This window comes from Nocardia sp. NPDC049935 (assembly GCF_055586645.1).
Window position 1 is genome coordinate 592,008 of the sequence record NZ_JBVJHV010000001.1, and the last position, 17,218, is coordinate 609,225.

A 17,218-nucleotide genomic window follows, 5' to 3' on the forward strand; every position below is an offset into this window, starting at 1 on the left:
CGGCGGATTGCCGGGCACGTGGGTCACCGATCGGTGAGTTGGGTCAGCAGGAAGTCGCGGGCGGCCGAGGATGCCTGATCGAATCGGTCGCCGTACACGGCGAAGTGGCCTCCGCGAACGAGCGTGAGTTGTTTCGGCTCGAGGGCATCGGCGTAGCTCTGCAGGGCGATATCGCTGGGCGTGAGGGTGTCCGCTTCGGCGATGACCATCAGCAGGGGAGTGGGTGAAATGCGGCGTAGAAATGCTTCCGGTGCGTAACTCTGAAATTTGTCCACGCTGGACAAGGTGACCTCGTTGCGCCAGGTCGATACTTGCGGGCCGTGTGCCATCAGCCATTCGTAGACCTTGGCACCGGGCATCGCGACCAGTTCGGCCGGGTCATCGGAAGCGGCCTTGATCGTCTGATGCGCCGCACCCGCGAACCGGGCCGCGCGGTCCGCGGCGATCGCCTCGCGCACGGCGGGAAGCATGATCGATGGTACGAGGCGGCCGAAGGTCGCCCAGCCGTTGGTCAGTGGAACCTGGGAGACCACCGCCCGGACACGGCGGTCGGTCGCGGCGACGACGAGGACATGGGCGCCGGCATAGCTGGTTCCCCAGATGCCGATCCGATCACCGTCGATCCCGTCGAGCGACTGTGCGTAGGTCACCGCGTCGCGGTAGCCCTCGATCTGTGCGGTGGGGTCGACCTCGAAGCGCGGCTCGCCGTCGGAGGTACCGAAACCGGGATGGTCGTAGACCAGGCAGGCGAGCCCGGCGGCGGTGAAGACCTCGGCGAACGGTGCGACCCATTCCTTGACGCCCGCGAAACCGTGGGTCATCACCACCAGCGGTACGGAGCCGGTGCCAGGGTCCGGCCTGTACAGCCATCCACGCAGGGTGACTCCGCCACTGAGAAATTCCACATCCTCGCGCATCGACAGGCCTTTCGTTACGTACCGAACCGTAATGAAAGTAGCTCGCGGCTATTGTAACGTCAACCATGATGCTGCCGGCGCCCCTATAGGCCCACCGTGTCGAGCGCGGATCGTACGGTGCGTTGTACGAACTCTTCGTCGATCGGCCCGAGCTCGGGTATGAGTGCGCGCATGAGCATGGGGCCGGTGATCAGGTCGCACAGCCATTCGGGGTCGACTTCTGTGGTGACTTCACCTCGGGCGACCGCGCGTTCGAGGATGGTCGCCGTCGAGCGCCGGCGCGGCCGGAGGAATTGCTCCTGGAATCGGCGTGCGACTTCCGGTGTGCGGCCGAGTTCTTCCAACAGTCCGGGCACCGCCCGGCGCAGTACAGGGTCGTTGAAGAGCTCGCGCTGGTGTTGCTGGATCGCGAAGAGTTCGGCTTCGATGCCGCCGAGATCCTCGGCGCCGGGTTGAAGTCCGTAGCGTGCGATGAGCATGGAGACCACGAGGTCGGCGCGGCTGGTGTAACGGCGGTAGAGCGCGGGCCTACTGGTTCCGGCCGCATCGGCGACAGCCTGGAACGTGAGTGCGCCGTACCCGTGGTCGGCGATGAGCTGGGCGGCGGCTGCGAGCAGCGCGGTATCCACTCGGCTGTCGCGAGGGCGGCCGGTGCGGGACGCGGCGGAGATATCCGGCATCTGCTCACCGTACCGAGATCCGCGGCCGGAGCTGCGGCGACAGCCGGTGTCGGCCCAGGCCGCGACGTGTACGCGCGGCCAGGGTCTACCTGTGGATCGCCTCAGTGCCGGTGGCTATCTCGGTGGGACCGGGCGACCGCCCGGTCGAACAGCCGGCTGCGGCGAGCCCGAACATCGTGGCGACCAGAATCCATCCTGTGGTGGTCGTGCCGAGCGTGCCGAGTAGATAGCCCGCGATGATCGCGCCGAGCGCGACCGCCCCGTCGGTCACCATCGAGACGGTGCCGACCGCGCGGCCCAAGACCTCTTCCGGAATGCGCTCCACCCGGAACAGAGTCAGGGCAACGTTCACCACCGATCCCACGGCGCCGACGCCGAACCACGCGGCACCCAGGACCCACGGCTGGGAGCACACGGCGATCGGAACGAGCAATACCGTCCAGCACCACAGTGCCCAGCGATACAGCCGCTGCGGGCTGAATCGTGCGGCCAGCGCCGCGGCAACGGCGGATCCGATGATCCCGCCCACGCCGGCGGCGCCCAAGACGACTCCGACCGTCCAGATCGGTCGGCCGGAGCGTTCGATTTCCACGATGATCAGCAGGATGACGACCTGAATGACCATATTCGACAGTCCGCTGATCACCGTCGAGCTGCGGAGAAACGGTTCCCCGAGAACAAGATTCATCCCGGTCCGCAGCGTCGCGGTCGCGGATTTCGCCGAGTTGCCGGCAGTACGCCGTGCCGGGTCGAGCCGAATCGACCACAGGGTGCACAGGCAGACCAGATAGGTGACGGCATCCGCGACGAAAGGCAGCCACCGAGCGATTCCGTAGACCGTCGCCCCGGCTGCCCGGCCGATGATCAGCGCGATGGGCTGTTCGGCCTCGAACAACGAGAATGCCGTCGGCCGCTGCGTGGTGTCCACGATATCCCGGATCATGGCCAGCTCGCTGATTCCGAAGAAGACGAAGGCAGTGCCCTCGACGAAGGCGGCGATCAGTAGCAGTGCGCCCGGCTGCGGCAGATCGAATGCCAGAATCAGGCACGCCGCGCCGGCCGCGGCGAGTCCGGCGGTCTGGCAGACGATCATGATCGTCCGTCGATCCCAGCGGTCCGCGGCGATTCCCGCCGGAATCTGGAAGATCAGGGCGGGTAGCGAGATGGCGAATCCGATCCAACCGGCGAGGGCAGCCGAACCGGTGATCGTCAGCGCGAGCAACGGATAGGCGATTCGGACCCCGTGAAAACCGACGAGCGAGATCGCGTTACCGGACCACAGCAGTAGGAAGTTCCGGTTTCCCAGAATGCCGTGACGGCTCATCGCTCCACTACGGCATGGAGGTCGGCCTGTATCCGGGACTCGATATGCCTGATCAGCTTCTCGAGATCGGCGCAGTACACCGAGGGGTTGCGGAACCCGTGACCGGCCCGGTACCGATGGGCGTAATGTCCTGCGCCGCACACGCGGTGCAGCGGGCAGGCGCGGCAGCCGGCACCGAGCGCCTCGATGCCGATCTGCCGGGCGATCACCGCGGGTTCCCCGGTCGCCCGGTCGAGTGCGTTGCCGGCGGTACCGCCCTCGATTCTGGTAGCGCCCGCGAATGCCGATTTCAGCGCATCGACCTGTTCCAGACTGCCGTCGGTCTCGATCACCGCGAGCTGGACCGGCGCGAGTCCGACCGACTCCGATGCTCCGGTGCCGCCCAGCAGCAGTTCGATGATCTCGTCGAAGAGCCGGATGCGGGTCTCGGCGACAGGGGCTCCGTACCAGCGATCGAAGACGGTGATGAGCCAGTCGGCATACGGTGCCGACGTCCGGTCCGCGGTCCGGGCCGGTGGCGGGCTGGTCCAGTTGCCGTGCGGCAACAGTAGGTCGAGCGACGGTGGCCGGTAGCCGAGCAGCGCCTCGTAGGTATCGAGCGGGTCGTTGTCGATATCGATCGTGCAGAGCAGTCCCGAGAACAGGTTCCGGTGCGCCGGTCCGGTCAGCAGCCTCAGCCCGGCATCGACGTCGGCATGACTACCGGTACCCCGCCGGTACTTCCGGTGCCGGTCGTGTCCGCGCTCGTCGCCGTCGAGGCTCACGCCGATCGCTACGTTGTTGCGGGCACAGATATCGAGGAATTCGGCATCGATCAGTACACCGTTGGTCTGCATTCCCAGGTGGACCCGGACGGTCGGTTCGAGGATCTCTCGGGCCCGGCGCGCGAAGTGCTCCAGCGCCGCGTGGCCCACCAGCAGGGGCTCCCCACCGTGGAACACGAGGCTCACCTCGGACAGGGCGAATCGCGCGGCGTGGTCCCGGATCATTCGGCACGCATAGTCGAAGATCGGCTCGGACATGTTCTTGGGCTGGTCTTTCCAGCTCTGGTCCGACATTTCGTAGACGTAGCAGTAGTCGCAGGCCAGATTGCAGCGGCTGTGGATCTTCACGACGAACTCGGTGAACGGCAGGCGCGGCCGGCGGGACTCGCGTAGTTCGCGCGCGTGCCGCCCGCCGGACGGCCACTCTTCCACCGCCGAGTTCTGTGCGGGGTCCGTACTCGGTTTCATGGGCGCCTCCCCGATTCCGGAGTCCCGGCGCCCGGGACGGACGCCGGGACGAGTCGATGAGGGGTCAGACGCCCGGCGCGATGAAGGAGCTGAAATTGCCGCGCTTGCGGTCGTCGGAGGAGCCGATATGCGCCCGCAGAGCGGCAGGCACGGCCGACGACCCGCCCGACCGCTCGGCGAGCTCGGCGAGGCCGGCTCCCGCGGTGGTGCCTGTAGGTACGGTGTGAGTGGGCATGACATGCCTTTCTGTCGATACAGCCGGAGCGGCCACGGTGACGGAAACGGTTCTGTTTCGTCCGTTGTGACGTCCGCGGATAACGCTACGGCGGTGTCGCAGGCGGCGGTATCGGTCTGTCGCCCGGTCGTCGGGCCGGTCGTATCGGACGGTCGCCCGGCCGGCCCTCGGACGTTCGGCGGATCTGCGTCGGCCTCGGTAACCCGTACCGCGGCCGGTCAGCGGTCGGCGTCGGTGTAGCGGATGATGCCGCGGATATTGCGCCCGGCGAGCATGTCCTGATAGCCATCGTTGATGTCCTCGAGCCGGTACTGCCGGGTGACCATATCGTCGAGGTTGAGCTTGCCCACCTGGTACATCGACAGCAGATGCGGAATGTCGTAGTGCGGGTTACCGCCGCCGAAGATGGTGCCCTGCAGGTTCTTCTGCAGCAGGGAGAGCATCGACAGGTTCAGGGTGGTCTGGTTGTCGACCAGATTGCCCATGGCGGTGAGCACGCAGGTCCCGGCCTTCGCGGTGATACCCATCCAGCTGTCCACCTCCGAACCCTTCACCTCACCCACGGTGACGATCACCTTCTTCGCCATACCGCCCCAGGTGATCTCCGCGCAGGCGGCCGTGGCCTCCTCGATGGTCGCGTAGGCGTGGGTGGCGCCGAACTTCAACGCCTGCTCCTGTTTCCACGGCACCGGGTCGACCGCGAAGATGTAGCGGGCGCCGGCGTGGACCGCGCCCTGGATCGCGGCGATTCCCAGGCCGCCGATCCCGATCACGGCCACATCCTCACCGGGCCGGATATCGGCGGTGCGGACGGCCGAACCGTAACCGGTGGTGACGCCGCAGCCCACCAGGCAGGCCACCTCGAACGGGATCGAGGGATCGATCTTCACCACCGAACTCTCGTGCACCACCATGTACGGGGAGAAGGTGCCCAGCAGGGCCATCGGGTAGACATCCTGGCCGCGGGCCGTGATCCGGAACGAGCCGTCGGTCACCGAGGTGCCCGCGAGCAGCAGCGCCCCGAGATCGCAGAGGTTACGCAGACCCGCCTGGCACGATTTACATTTCCCGCAGGACGGGATGAACGACAGCACCACGTGATCGCCGACCGCGAGATCCTCGACGGCCTCGCCGACTTCGGTGATGATCCCGGCGCCCTCGTGGCCGCCGAGTACCGGGAAGCCCATCATCGGAATACCGCCGGTCACCAGATGGTGGTCGGAGTGGCACATGCCCGCCGTCTCCAGCTGGACCTTCACCTCGTGCTTACGAGGGTCGCCGATTTCGATCTCCTCGATCTGCCACGGCTGGTTGAATTCCCAGATGAGAGCGCCCTTGGTCTTCATCGGTGTACTCGCTTTCGTCAGAGCTCCCCGCGCCCGTGACACCGCCGGGCGGCGGTTTCCGATCGGAGATATACAGCTGTTCGGACATCCGTCCGGACGAGGATACGGCAGTCTGTCCGGCCGATGGAAGGGAGTCGGCCCGGGAGTCGTCGGCACCCCTGACGCGCGAGTGAATGAGACAGTGACCTACTATTCGTCTCAGGCTTTCAACCCGTGCAGACGAGGAGGTCGGATCATGGGTGTTCCGAACGCAGAACTGACCGCCCCGGTGGGCGCGCCCATCGGACCCGGTTCGCTCACCTGGAAATACGCCGGTGACTACCGGAACATGCTGTTCCTCGGCCGCACCGGGATCCTGCAGAACATGCACCCCGCCGTCGGTGCCGCGCTGCAGGACCATTCGAATTTCTTCCAGGACCCCTGGGACCGCCTGATCCGCTCGCTCCCGCAGATCCAGGGCATGATCTACGACGCCGACTCCGAAGCCCAGGCCGGCCGGGTCCGCGACTATCACCGGCCGCTGAAGGGCACCGACTCGCGCGGCGAGCGCTACCACGCGCTGAACCCGGACGTGTACTGGTGGACCCACGCCACCTTCGTCGAACTCACCATCGCGATCAACGAGCATTTCGGCACCCCGCTCACCGCGGCCGAGAAGGATCAGCTGATCGCCGAAGGCGTCACCTGGTGGCGCATGTACGGGCTCTCCGACCGGGTTCTGGTCTCGAACTACGCCGAGTTCCAGCAGTATTGGGACCGCACCATCGACGAGGTCCTGGAGTCCAACCCGACCACCGATTTCGCGCTGCGGCTCGGCAGTGTCCGCATCCCGGCCCTGCCCGGGATCCCCGAACCGGTGTGGTCGGTGATCTGGCGTCCGGTGATGGCGTTCAATGTCTGGCTGGCCAACGCGCTGATGCCCGAACGCGCCCGGGAAATCCTCGATCTGCGCTGGAACACCCTGGACCAGAAGCTGTTCGGGGTGTTCGCGGCGACGGTGCGCGGAGTCTGGCCGCTGCTGCCGGAACGGTTCCGCTACGCCCCCCGCGCGTACGCGGGAATCAAGCGGGTGCGAGAAGCCTGATCACCGGAAGGACTGATCCGGCGCGGTCACCCGGTAGCCGTCCGGGGTCGCGGTGACGTCGGTGACCGGCCCGGTGGGCCGCCCGCACCCGCGGTCGCAACCGGACCAGTGCTGACGCCCGCCGGTCACCACGTCTTCCGCCGGGACCGCGCCGTCCGGGGCGGCGGCTCGGCCGTCCGTGCGACCGGATTCGACCGCGGCCGCGGCATCGGCGCGGACATCGGTATGCGATTTGGCGCAGCCCGGCAGGCCCGCGCAGGCGGTGATGCGCAACCACGGTGAGGCCGCGTCGAAGATCAGGCCCATCGGCGCCAGCACCCGTACGACCTGTTCGGCCGGCCATTCCTCGAGATCGGTGAGCACCAGGCCGCGCCACGGGGTGAGCAGGATCGGGCGTTCCACGGCGGCCAGGAACTCCGCGGTACGGGCGGGCAGCGACCCCAGCCGTACGCCGGCGCCGAGCGCGACCAGACCGTCGTCCTGGGGCAGCCAGCCGATCGGCGGCCCGGCGGCGGCGAACTCCAGCCGGTCGGGACCGGGGACCGGTCCCAGCGCCGCGGCCACCCGGGCGGCGCCGTCCTCCACCTCGTGGAGTCGCCACCGGTCGGTGCCGAGGTCCAGGAAACCGTGTGCCGCCGCGATCAGGACGTCGACTGTTTCGGCGGTGGAAACCCGGATCCCGCTGTCGGTGCCGGCGAGCAGCAGGGCGAACCGGTCGTCGCCGAGCGCGTGTACGCCGATATCCGGGCGCAGCGCGCTCACATCACCGCGTCCGTCGTCCACGGTGAACAGCACCCGGCCCGGGAGTTCGGCCAGCCGGGGCGAATCCAGCAGCCGGGCATCCAGCTCGGGGACCAGCGGCCGGATATCGGCGTAGGGGCCCACCCGGCCCGACAGCGGCGAGGCGATGATGTTGCGGACCCGCTCGTGGGTCCGGCTGGGCAGCAGACCGGCCGCGTCCAGGCGTTCGGCGAGAGCGTCGGCGTCGCGGACCTGCCGCAACTGAATATTGCCACGGGAGGTGAGTTCGATCCGGCCGTCGCCCAGGTCGTGCGCGGATTCCGCGAGTGTCTGCACTTGCGCCGGAGTGAGCTGCCCGCCGGGGACCCGGATCCGCGCCAGCGGTCCGTCGGCGGCCTGGTGCAGCCGCAGGACACCGGGACAGGAATCGGCATTCGAACGTGACATGTCCTGATCAGGATACGGGCCGCCGCATCCGCGCCCACGGGCGCCGCCCGCGCCGCGGCGGCAGGTCACCGCCGCCGGGCACCCTGCGGGCCGACCCGATGTGTGCTGTGATGTCCGAGGGAGGGTGATCGTGCGAAAAGAGGCGGGCAGCGCGTTTCGCGCGCCGGTGGCCGTGGCGGCCGCGGTCGTCGCGACAGCCGTGGCGGTGTTCTGGTTACGATGCGTTTTCATCGTGGTCCGCTCCCGGTTCTCCGACGATTTCACCACCGATCCGCACGGGTACCAGCTGATCGCGGGGACCCTGATGTCCGTCCCCTCGGCGGCGGTGGTCACCCTGTGCGCACCCTTCGCCTTCCCGCCGCATCTCCGGTCCCGGGCCTTCCGGATCATCACCCCGGTCCTGCTCGTCACGACAGCAGTGCTCTACGTCCTCTTCTTCACCGCGTAGCCGCGGTTGTTCCGCCCACCTGGGCCACGGCGGTGCGGTGGCGTCGCGGTAGCATCCGAACGCTCGGCGGGTGACGAGGAAACCGGTGGAATTCCGGTGCGGTCGCGCCACTGACACAGCCAGACCCTCTCCGGCGAGCACCTCGAACCCCGACGGGCGCGCCACCCCAGGAAGGTCACCCTTGTGATTCTGTTGCTGTCCACCTCCGATACCGATCTGCTGAGCGCGCGCGCCAGTGGCGCCGACTACCGGTGGGGTAACCCGGCCCGGCTGCTGGTGGCGGATCTGCCGGGGCTGCTCGAGGGCGCCGATCTGGTGATCGTGCGCATTCTCGGCGGTAAACGGGCCTGGGAGGACGGCCTCGAGGTACTGCGGGGCAGCGGTGTGCCGGTGATCGCCGTCGGCGGGGAGATGGCGCCGGACGCCGAGCTGATGGAGCAGTCGACCGTGCCGGTCGGCGTCGCCGCGGACGCGCACAACTATCTCGCGGCCGGTGGCCCGCGGAATCTGCTCCAGTTGCACAATTTCCTGTCCGATACGGTGCTGCTCACCGGGCACGGGTTCGAACCGCCGGTGCAGTTGCCCGCCTGGGGCACGCTCGAGCGCACGGCCCGGTACCCGGAGCCGGTGCCGGGGGTGCCGACCGTCGGCGTCGTCTACTACCGGGCCCAGCATCTGGCCGGGAACACCGGCTATGTCGACGCCCTGTGCACCGCGCTCGAGGACGCGGGCGCCCGGCCGCTGCCGATCTACTGCGCCTCGCTGCGCACCGCCGAACCCGAACTGCTGGACACCCTGCGCGGAGCCGACGCCCTGGTGGTGACGGTGCTCGCGGCGGGCGGCACCAAACCCGCCACCGCCTCCGCCGGGGGCGACGACGAGGCCTGGGATATCGGCGCGCTGGCCGACCTGGACGTGCCCATCCTCCAGGGGCTGTGCCTGACCGGTGGCCGCCGCCAGTGGGAGGACAACGACGACGGCCTGTCGCCGCTGGATGTGGCGACCCAGGTCGCGGTGCCCGAATTCGACGGCCGCATCATCACGGTGCCGTTCTCCTTCAAGGAATTCGACGAAGACGGACTGTCCACCTACGTTCCGGACACCGAACGCGCGGCCCGGGTCGCGGGGATCGCCGTCCGGCACGCGCGGTTGCGTCATATCCCGGCCGCCGAGAAGCGGCTGGCGGTCATGCTGTCGGCCTATCCGACCAAACACGCCCGCATCGGCAACGCCGTCGGCCTCGACACCCCTGCCAGCGCGATCGCGCTGCTCACCGAATTGCGTTCCGCGGGCTACGACCTCGGCGCCGCCGGCGAGGTCCCGGGTCTGGAGGAGCGCGACGGCGATGCGCTGATGCACGCGCTCATCGCGGCCGGCGGTCAGGATCCCGACTGGCTGAGCGCCGAACAGCTCGAGGGCAACCCCATCCGCATCGGCGCGGCCACCTACACCGCCTGGTTCGAGACCCTGCCCGCCGAACTGCGGGAGGCCGTGGTCGAAGCGTGGGGTCCGCCGCCCGGCGAACTGTATGTCGATCGCTCCGCCGATCCCGGTGGTGAGATCGTGATCGCCGCACTGCGTTTCGGCAATGTGGTGCTGATGGTGCAGCCGCCCCGGGGCTTCGGCGAGAACCCGGTCGCCATCTACCACGACCCCGATCTGCCGCCCAGTCACCACTACCTCGCCGCCTACCGCTGGCTCGCCGCCGAGACCGGGTCCGGGGGGTTCGGCGCCGACGCCGTGGTGCATCTCGGTAAGCACGGCAATCTGGAATGGCTGCCCGGGAAAACGCTCGGTATGTCGGCCGCCTGCGGGACCGATGCCGCGCTGGGTGATCTGCCGCTGATCTATCCGTTCCTGGTCAACGACCCCGGCGAGGGCACGCAGGCCAAACGTCGCGCGCACGCCACCCTGGTCGATCACCTGATCCCGCCGATGGCGCGCGCGGAGAGCTACGGCGATATCTCCCGGCTCGAACAGCTGCTGGACGAACACGCCAATATCTCCGCGCTGGACCCGGCCAAACTGCCCGCCATCCGGCAGCAGATCTGGACGCTCATGCGCGCCGCGAAAATGGATCACGATCTCGGGCTGGCCGAACGCCCGGACGAGGAATCCTTCGACGATATGCTCCTGCACGTCGACGGCTGGCTGTGCGAGATCAAGGATGTGCAGATCCGCGACGGCCTGCACATTCTGGGGCAGGCGCCCGCGGGGGAGAGCGAAGTCGATCTGGTGCTGGCCATGCTGCGCGCCCGGCAGTTGTGGGGCGGCGAGATGTCGGTGCCCGGCCTGCGGGAGGCGCTCGGGCTCAGTGAGGCCGGCGGAGAGGCCCGGGAACGGGTCGACGCGATCGAGGCACGGGCGCGCGAACTGCTGGCGGGCCTGCAGGCCGCGGACTGGTCGGCGGACGCCGTGGCGGAGCTGGTCGCGCGGTCGGCGCCGGAACTGTTCGGCACGGCCGGCGGTGATCGTGACGCGGTGACCGCGATCCTGCGTTTCGCCGCGACCGAGGTGGTGCCGCGGCTGCGCGGCACCTCCGTCGAGATCCAGCGCGTGCTGCACGCCCTGAACGGCGGGTTCGTTCCCGCCGGCCCCAGCGGTTCCCCGTTGCGCGGCCTGATCAACGTGCTGCCCACCGGCCGCAACTTCTACTCGGTGGACCCGAAGGCGGTGCCGTCGCGACTGGCCTGGGAAACCGGCCGGGCCATGGCGGATTCGCTGCTGGAACGCTATCTGGCCGATCACGGCGAATACCCGCGCTCCGTGGGCCTGTCCGTCTGGGGGACGTCCGCGATGCGCACCTCCGGCGACGATATCGCCGAGGTGCTGGCGCTGCTCGGGGTACGGCCGGTATGGGACGAGGCCAGCCGCCGCGTCACCACGCTCGAGGTCGTCGAGCTCGCCGAACTGGGCCGCCCCCGTATCGACGTCACCGTCCGTATCAGCGGTTTCTTCCGGGACGCCTTCCCCCATGTGCTGGCCCTGCTCGACGACGCGGTCCGCCTGGTCGCCGCGCTCGACGAACCGGCCGACCAGAACTACGTCCGCGCCCACACCGCCGCCGATCTCGCCGCGCACGGCGACGAACGCCGCGCCACCACCCGGATCTTCGGCTCCAAACCCGGCACCTACGGCGCCGGCCTGTTGCAGCTGATCGACTCCAAGAGCTGGCGTACCGACGACGATCTCGCCGAGGTGTACACCACCTGGGGCGGTTACGCCTACGGCCGTGACCTCGACGGCGCCCCGGCCGCCGACGATATGCGCACCGCCTACCGGCGGATCGCGGTGGCGGCCAAGAACACCGACACCCGCGAGCACGATATCGCCGATTCCGACGACTACTTCCAGTACCACGGCGGGATGGTCGCCACGGTTCGCGCGCTCACCGGTAAGAACCCCGAGGCCTATATCGGCGACAGCACCCGCCCGGATTCGGTGCGCACCCGCACCCTCTCCGAGGAGACCACCCGCGTCTTCCGGGCCCGGGTGGTGAACCCGCGCTGGCTGGAGGCCATGCGCCGCCACGGCTACAAGGGCGCCTTCGAGATGGCGGCCACGGTGGACTATCTGTTCGGCTACGACGCCACCACCGATGTGGTCGCGGATTGGATGTATGAGAAACTCGCCGAGAGCTACGTCTTCGACGAGACGAACCGCAAGTTCATGGAACAGTCCAACCCGTGGGCGCTGCACGGTATCGCCGAACGCCTGCTCGAGGCCGCCGAACGCAAACTGTGGGCGGAGCCGGACACCGAAACCCTGGACCGGCTGCGGCAGATCTACCTGGAAACCGAGGGCGAACTGGAATGAGCGGCGGGGGCCGGTGCGTCGCGCTCCCGGCCCCGTCCGGTCGCTAGCCGACCCGCCAGGCTCCCTGCACGACATCGTTCGCCGTCGCGAACACGACCTCCTTCGGCACCTGTCCCGGATCCACCCCGAACGCCACCAGTCCGCTACGCGGCTGTCCCGGCGCGATGAATCCGGACGGATACTCACCGGGCACCCCGGTCAGCGGGTACACCTTCGCACCGTCCTGCATCACCATGCGCATATCCAGCGTCGGCAGAAAGAACGGCTGACCCGCCGTCTGCTCGGCGGCCACCTGGTAGACCAGCACCGACTGCCCGTCGGCGCGCGGAGCCACCGCGGCGTCGGAGGGCTGCACGGTCACCGCCATATCCCCGCCCGTGCGGACGTCGAAGGTGCTGCCGAGGGGCCCGGAGGCCACGGCCTCGTCCACCGCCGCGGCCGGCGGGACCGGCGCGACGGGTGTGGGCTCCGCGAGCGCCGGGGAGGCGAGGACGATCGGCAGAATCACTGCCGCGGCGGCAACAACGCTTTTCTTCATCCGAGATTCCTTCGAGAGTCGTCGCCCGCCGGGTGCTCGCGCGCCCGGCCGGTCGAGTCGATTCGGCGTCCGCGGTGACACCCGTCCGGTCGGCCGGTCACGTTCGCGTGTCGCGCTACGCCACCGGCCCTCCGCGACTCTAGGGCCGATATGCCGGAACTCCACAGTCGCGAGATCCTTCTTGCCGAACATGTGATGTTCGATCTTGTCGTGACCGTACCGTAACCGGCCCCGGCCCCGGCCCGCACTACCCGGAATCCGCCGCCTCGAACAGGGCCCGAGCGGCCTCGACCTGCGCGGTGAGCACCTCCGGATCCGCCGACAAACCGGCCACGATCGCGTCCATCCCGCGTAACCCGGTTCGCTCCAGGAGGCGTTTCTCGTTGGTGACCCATTCGCCGCGCGCCGCCAGGATCGCGTGCGCGGTCTGCATGGCCGCCGTCGCCAGGAGCCCGGCCGTTTCGGCGACCCTGCCGCGCGCGGCATACGCCGAACGCGCGTACCGCAGCGACAGCGCCGCCTGCCGTCGCCAAACCGGGGGAGCGGCGGCGCGCATGGCCTCGGGGAACGCGGGGTCGGGCAGGGTTCCGCGCAGCACCCGGGCGGTGGCGATCTCACCCACCACCAGATAGCTCGGAATACCGGCGAGATGGAAGGCCAGCGGCTCCCACCGGAACCGTCCGGCCTCGGCCTCGGCGATCTCGTGTTCGATCACCGCGAGATCGCGGAAGTGCACGTCGACCGGGCGGCCGGCCACCGTCAGCCATGCCCCGCCGTTGAACACCCCGCCCCACGCGCCGAGTTCGGAGACCTCACCGGGCCAGCCGAGAGCGCGCAGATCGGCCGGGTCGAACCGGTCGCGATAGTAGAGCGCGAAATCCCAGTCGCTGTCCGGGCGGTGAGTGCCCTGGGCGCGGGAGCCGCCGAGGGTCACCGCGCGCACTCCGGGCAGTCCGGCCAGCCGGTCGGCGATATGGTCCGGGAACTCCTCGTCGGTCACCACTGCCTCTCGCTACGCGCCCGCGCGACTCATCGACGACCGGACGGGGCCGCGCGTCCCGCGCCGGCCGCGGCGCGTAGCCGCGCGTCCAATCCGTCCAGCACACACACCAGCCCGAAATCGAAACCCAGCGTATTACCCACCGTGGCGCCCTCGGGTACGAGGATGCGGTAGTCGGCGCGCATCTCGGGATAGTCCTCGCTCACCTGTTCCAGCAGCCGCATCGCCGATTCGCGGTCCACGGGACCGCCGTGGGCGTGCTCCATCGCGATCACCGGAACGACCTGGCCCACAACATAACTCGTGACGGTTCCGCTCGCCAGGTAGATATCCGGACCCTGGAATCCCGCCGCCGCGAACGCCTGCCGCAACCGATCACCGATGCGGAAGGCCTGTGGCCCGATGCTGGGGACCTGTCCGATGAGGGTCGCCGACCAGGGGTGGGCCAGCAGCACGCCGCGGAGATTATGGGCGTAGGTGGTGAGCAGCTCCCGTAGCCCCGCGTGCGGATCGGGCCCGGTTTCGCTCACCAGTCCCCAGATCTCGTCCAGCGCGAGCTCGAGCAGCTCGTTCTTGTTCGCCACATGCCAGTAGAGGCTGGTGGCGCCCGCGCCGAGTTCCGCGCCGAGTTTGCGCATACTCAGCGCGTCGAGACCTTCCTTGTCCAGCAGCGTCACCGCGGCCCGGACGATCTGGTCCCGGCTCAAGCCCGTGGTTCTGGGCCGACGGGGTGCGCGGGTCCATACGGAGCTGAACTGGTTCACCCGTCGATCCTAACGCACCCTCGCACATCGTTCGATTCGGTCGTACAGTGTTCGAGTGACCTCGAACACTGTACGAGACCCGCGCCGGTGGCTGATTCTCGGCGCGTTGTTCCTGGCGTTGCTGGTGCTGATGATCGACAGCACCGTACTGACCATCGCCATCCCGTCGCTGGTCCGCGAACTCGACGCCACCCCTTCGGATGTCCAGTGGATCCTGGACTCCTATGTGCTGGTGTTCGCCGGTCTGCTGCTCACCGCGGGCAGCCTCTCCGACCGGTTCGGGCGGCGCCGCATGCTGATACTCGGTCTGATCGTGCTCGGCTGCGGTTCCTCGGCCGCCGTGCTGGCCGCCGAACCCTGGCAGCTCATCGCCTCGCGCATCGTCATGGGTGTCGGTGGCGCGTTGCTGATGCCGTCGACCCTGTCGATTCTGATGATCACCTTCGACGAGAGCGAGCGCCGCCTCGCGCTGGCCGCGTGGTCCACCGTGTCGATCCTGGGCATCGTCGCCGGGCCGGTCCTGGGTGGGCTGCTGCTGGAGCATTTCTGGTGGGGATCGGTATTCCTGCTCAACCTGCCGGTGGTGGTGCTGGCGATCGTGGCCGCGCTGGTCCTGATGCCGGAAACCACCGGCGAGCAGCGTCGTATCGATCTCGTCGGTGTGGTGCTGTCGGTCGCGGCGCTCGGGTCGGCGGTGTACGTGATCATCGAACGGGAATGGAACCCCGTCATCACCGGCGCCGCCGTCGCGACGGCGGCCGCGTTCGTGCTGTGGGAGCGGCGGCACACCCAACCGATGCTGCCGCTGACCCTGTTCGCGAACCGTGATTTCACCGGAACCTGCGTCACCGTGCTGCTGATGGTGTTCGGAATGGGTGCGGTGACCTTGATGCTCACCCAGTACCTGCAGTTCGTGCTCGGCTTCGGGCCCATGAAAGCCGGTCTCGCACTGCTGCCCTACGCGGTGGCGGGCGCGGTGTGCAACGGACTCGGCGCGACCCTGGGCCGGGATCTGACCAACCGGACCCTGATGGTGGCCGGGCTCTCGGTCATGGCGGTGGCGTTCTCGGTCCTCGCCGTGGGGAGCGGCTACCTCTGGGTGCTGATCGGCATGCTGGTGATGGGGGTCGGTGGCGGACTGGCCGGCCCTGCCGCCTACGCGGCCGTGATGAACGCCGTTCCACTGAGTTTCGCGGGCGTCGGCGCCGCGCTGAACGACACCCTGCAGCAGGTGGGGGTGGCATTGAGTATCGCGATCCTGGGCAGCGTGCTGGCCTCGGTGTTCACCGCGGAGATGCCGCTCGACGCCCCCTCGGCCGCCCGGGAATCCATCGGCGCCGCCTTCGAACTCGGTTACACCGAGCAGGCCCGGGCGGCCTTCGCCGAAGCGATCTCGCGGGGAGCCTGGGTGAGCGCCGCCTTCTGCGCGGCGGCGACCCTGGCCGGCCTGTTCCTGGTCCGCCCTCGCCGGGCGCCGGCGGATTCCGCGCCACCGGTGCCCGTCCAGGCGTAGTACAGGCCCGCGGTGCCGGCACCCGGAAAGAGCTGTGCGAGAGAAGAGCTCAGCCGCGGTAGATCTCGACATACGCGTTTGTGGCCACGGCGACGACACCGGGACCCATACCCGTGCAGCCCGTCGAGATCCGCTGTCCGGTCGGTGTGAACGGATAGCTGAGCGCGTAGTACGGCCCGATCGCGTAGAGCGGGAACGGGCCACTGGCATAGAGGCCCACACAATCGACGTGCAGGACGTAGTTGCTCCCGCCGTCCGGTTGGCACGTCGCCGACGCGCCGAAGAAGTCCCGCTGGACCACGCAGTCCTGCGGTGCCGCCTGGGCGGTGCCGGAACCGATCACCGCGGCGAAGGCCAGGCCGGTGATCCCGGCGGCCGCGATGCGTGCGGCGGAAACGACCGTTGTCTTCATGTAGCTCCTCCCGTGTCATGGTGATCGTCGGTCGCCGGTCCCGGGACGTTACGGTGGGCTCGGCTGTGGAGAATCGAAACTGAGAACGGGGCCGCCGGCTCAGCTCACAGGCGGGAGCATGGCGGCGATTTCTGTCGCCAGTTCTTTCAGCACCGAACACGGCTCACCTTCTCGCTGCCAGAACTCAGGTGCCTGACCGTCGAGGTACAAATTCAGCGATCCATCACCCATCTGCAGTTGCATCACGCATTGTGTGATCCGAAGGGGCACTTCCTGACCAGCGTCTTCCGGTTGGGTGATAGCGGCGTTTCTTCCGCCGAGTTGCAGCTGAGTGAACTCGGCCCGTCTCCACGGCGGATCCTGCCCGATTACTTGAATCGACAACAGGATTCGCAGCGACAGCCGGTTGGGGATCGTGTAGAGACACCCCACGGTATCCGGAGGGTTTGCCGCCGAGGTGTACTCCGGACCCAACTTCGAATCCAGGACGAAGCCGTGCCGTCCGATGAACTCGTCGGATAGATCCGTACAGGGGTCGAAGCCTGTGGGGAGGGTTCGCTCGGTGCTTGTCGTGGGTGTGGTGGATGTGGTGGGTTCGGCTTCGGTACCGCAGCCCGTCAGGACGATCAGCAGGAAGATCGACGTGACGATCGCCCGTCGGATACCTGATCGGTCGGTTGATCCGAGTGCCGGAGGACCGGGGAGAGCGCTTTCGTGCATA

Annotated in this window: 16 protein-coding genes; 4 read left to right on the forward strand and 12 right to left on the reverse strand. The window is 68.4% G+C overall.

Annotation, left to right across the window (positions count from 1 at the left end):
* Positions 1 to 23 precede the first annotated feature (23 nt).
* The 6 genes from ACZ6SF_RS02820 to ACZ6SF_RS02845 all read right to left on the reverse strand — a co-directional run bounded on the left by ACZ6SF_RS02820 (position 24) and on the right by ACZ6SF_RS02845 (position 5,734).
* Entirely contained in the window at positions 24 to 905 is an 882-nt protein-coding gene (locus ACZ6SF_RS02820; RefSeq protein WP_466060180.1) for an alpha/beta hydrolase, read from the reverse strand.
* Between the two features lie 95 nt (positions 906 to 1,000).
* Positions 1,001 to 1,546 carry a TetR/AcrR family transcriptional regulator gene (locus ACZ6SF_RS02825; protein ID WP_466060181.1) on the reverse strand — a complete coding sequence of 182 codons (546 nt, stop codon included), beginning with the start codon at positions 1,544 to 1,546 and terminating at the stop codon, positions 1,001 to 1,003.
* Positions 1,547 to 1,682: 136 nt separating this feature from the next.
* Positions 1,683 to 2,921, reverse strand: coding sequence for an MFS transporter (locus ACZ6SF_RS02830; protein ID WP_466060183.1), 1,239 nt, complete (start codon positions 2,919 to 2,921; stop codon positions 1,683 to 1,685).
* The gene (locus ACZ6SF_RS02835; protein ID WP_466060185.1) at positions 2,918 to 4,153 is read right to left on the reverse strand and encodes an FxsB family cyclophane-forming radical SAM/SPASM peptide maturase; all 1,236 of its coding nucleotides are present in this window, start codon (positions 4,151 to 4,153) and stop codon (positions 2,918 to 2,920) included. Before ACZ6SF_RS02835 ends, ACZ6SF_RS02830 begins: the two co-directional genes overlap by 4 nt.
* Before the next feature lie 64 nt (positions 4,154 to 4,217).
* Positions 4,218 to 4,388, reverse strand: a complete 171-nt coding sequence (locus ACZ6SF_RS02840) for a hypothetical protein (RefSeq protein WP_466060187.1) — start codon at positions 4,386 to 4,388, stop codon at positions 4,218 to 4,220.
* 218 nt (positions 4,389 to 4,606) lie between these two features.
* Positions 4,607 to 5,734 (reverse strand): NDMA-dependent alcohol dehydrogenase, encoded by a 1,128-nt coding sequence (locus ACZ6SF_RS02845; RefSeq protein WP_466060188.1) that lies wholly within the window; start codon positions 5,732 to 5,734, stop codon positions 4,607 to 4,609.
* Between the two features lie 235 nt (positions 5,735 to 5,969).
* Between ACZ6SF_RS02845 and ACZ6SF_RS02850 the strand changes: the two genes are divergently transcribed.
* Entirely contained in the window at positions 5,970 to 6,818 is an 849-nt protein-coding gene (locus ACZ6SF_RS02850; protein ID WP_466060190.1) for an oxygenase MpaB family protein, read from the forward strand.
* Here the strand turns inward: ACZ6SF_RS02850 and cobG are convergent, their stop codons facing one another.
* Positions 6,819 to 8,006: a precorrin-3B synthase gene (gene cobG / locus ACZ6SF_RS02855; RefSeq protein WP_466060192.1), complete on the reverse strand. Its 1,188-nt coding sequence runs from the start codon at positions 8,004 to 8,006 to the stop codon at positions 6,819 to 6,821.
* Between the two features lie 130 nt (positions 8,007 to 8,136).
* On the opposite strand from cobG, the gene ACZ6SF_RS02860 reads away from it, so the two are divergent.
* Both ACZ6SF_RS02860 and cobN read left to right on the forward strand, forming a co-directional pair.
* Positions 8,137 to 8,454, forward strand: coding sequence for a hypothetical protein (locus ACZ6SF_RS02860; protein WP_466060194.1), 318 nt, complete (start codon positions 8,137 to 8,139; stop codon positions 8,452 to 8,454).
* A 183-nt stretch (positions 8,455 to 8,637) separates the two neighbouring features.
* Positions 8,638 to 12,270, forward strand: coding sequence for a cobaltochelatase subunit CobN (gene cobN / locus ACZ6SF_RS02865; protein WP_466060196.1), 3,633 nt, complete (start codon positions 8,638 to 8,640; stop codon positions 12,268 to 12,270).
* 43 nt (positions 12,271 to 12,313) lie between these two features.
* On the opposite strand, the gene ACZ6SF_RS02870 is transcribed toward cobN, so the two are convergent.
* The 3 genes from ACZ6SF_RS02870 to ACZ6SF_RS02880 form a co-directional block, all read right to left on the reverse strand.
* Positions 12,314 to 12,808, reverse strand: a complete 495-nt coding sequence (locus tag ACZ6SF_RS02870) for a hypothetical protein (protein ID WP_466060198.1) — start codon at positions 12,806 to 12,808, stop codon at positions 12,314 to 12,316.
* A gap of 247 nt (positions 12,809 to 13,055) precedes the next feature.
* On the reverse strand, positions 13,056 to 13,808 hold the full coding sequence (locus tag ACZ6SF_RS02875) for a nucleotidyltransferase domain-containing protein (RefSeq protein ID WP_466060200.1): 753 nt from the start codon (positions 13,806 to 13,808) through the stop codon (positions 13,056 to 13,058).
* Positions 13,809 to 13,837: 29 nt separating this feature from the next.
* Positions 13,838 to 14,515, reverse strand: a complete 678-nt coding sequence (locus ACZ6SF_RS02880) for a TetR/AcrR family transcriptional regulator (protein WP_466060202.1) — start codon at positions 14,513 to 14,515, stop codon at positions 13,838 to 13,840.
* Positions 14,516 to 14,627: 112 nt separating this feature from the next.
* Between ACZ6SF_RS02880 and ACZ6SF_RS02885 the strand changes: the two genes are divergently transcribed.
* On the forward strand, positions 14,628 to 16,085 hold the full coding sequence (locus tag ACZ6SF_RS02885) for an MFS transporter (protein ID WP_466060204.1): 1,458 nt from the start codon (positions 14,628 to 14,630) through the stop codon (positions 16,083 to 16,085).
* Between the two features lie 49 nt (positions 16,086 to 16,134).
* Here the strand turns inward: ACZ6SF_RS02885 and ACZ6SF_RS02890 are convergent, their stop codons facing one another.
* Together ACZ6SF_RS02890 and ACZ6SF_RS02895 are read right to left on the reverse strand one after the other, a co-directional pair.
* Positions 16,135 to 16,497, reverse strand: a complete 363-nt coding sequence (locus ACZ6SF_RS02890; RefSeq protein WP_466060206.1) for a hypothetical protein — start codon at positions 16,495 to 16,497, stop codon at positions 16,135 to 16,137.
* 99 nt (positions 16,498 to 16,596) lie between these two features.
* Positions 16,597 to 17,217: a DUF3558 family protein gene (locus ACZ6SF_RS02895; protein WP_466060208.1), complete on the reverse strand. Its 621-nt coding sequence runs from the start codon at positions 17,215 to 17,217 to the stop codon at positions 16,597 to 16,599.
* Between the last annotated feature and the right edge of the window lies 1 nt (position 17,218).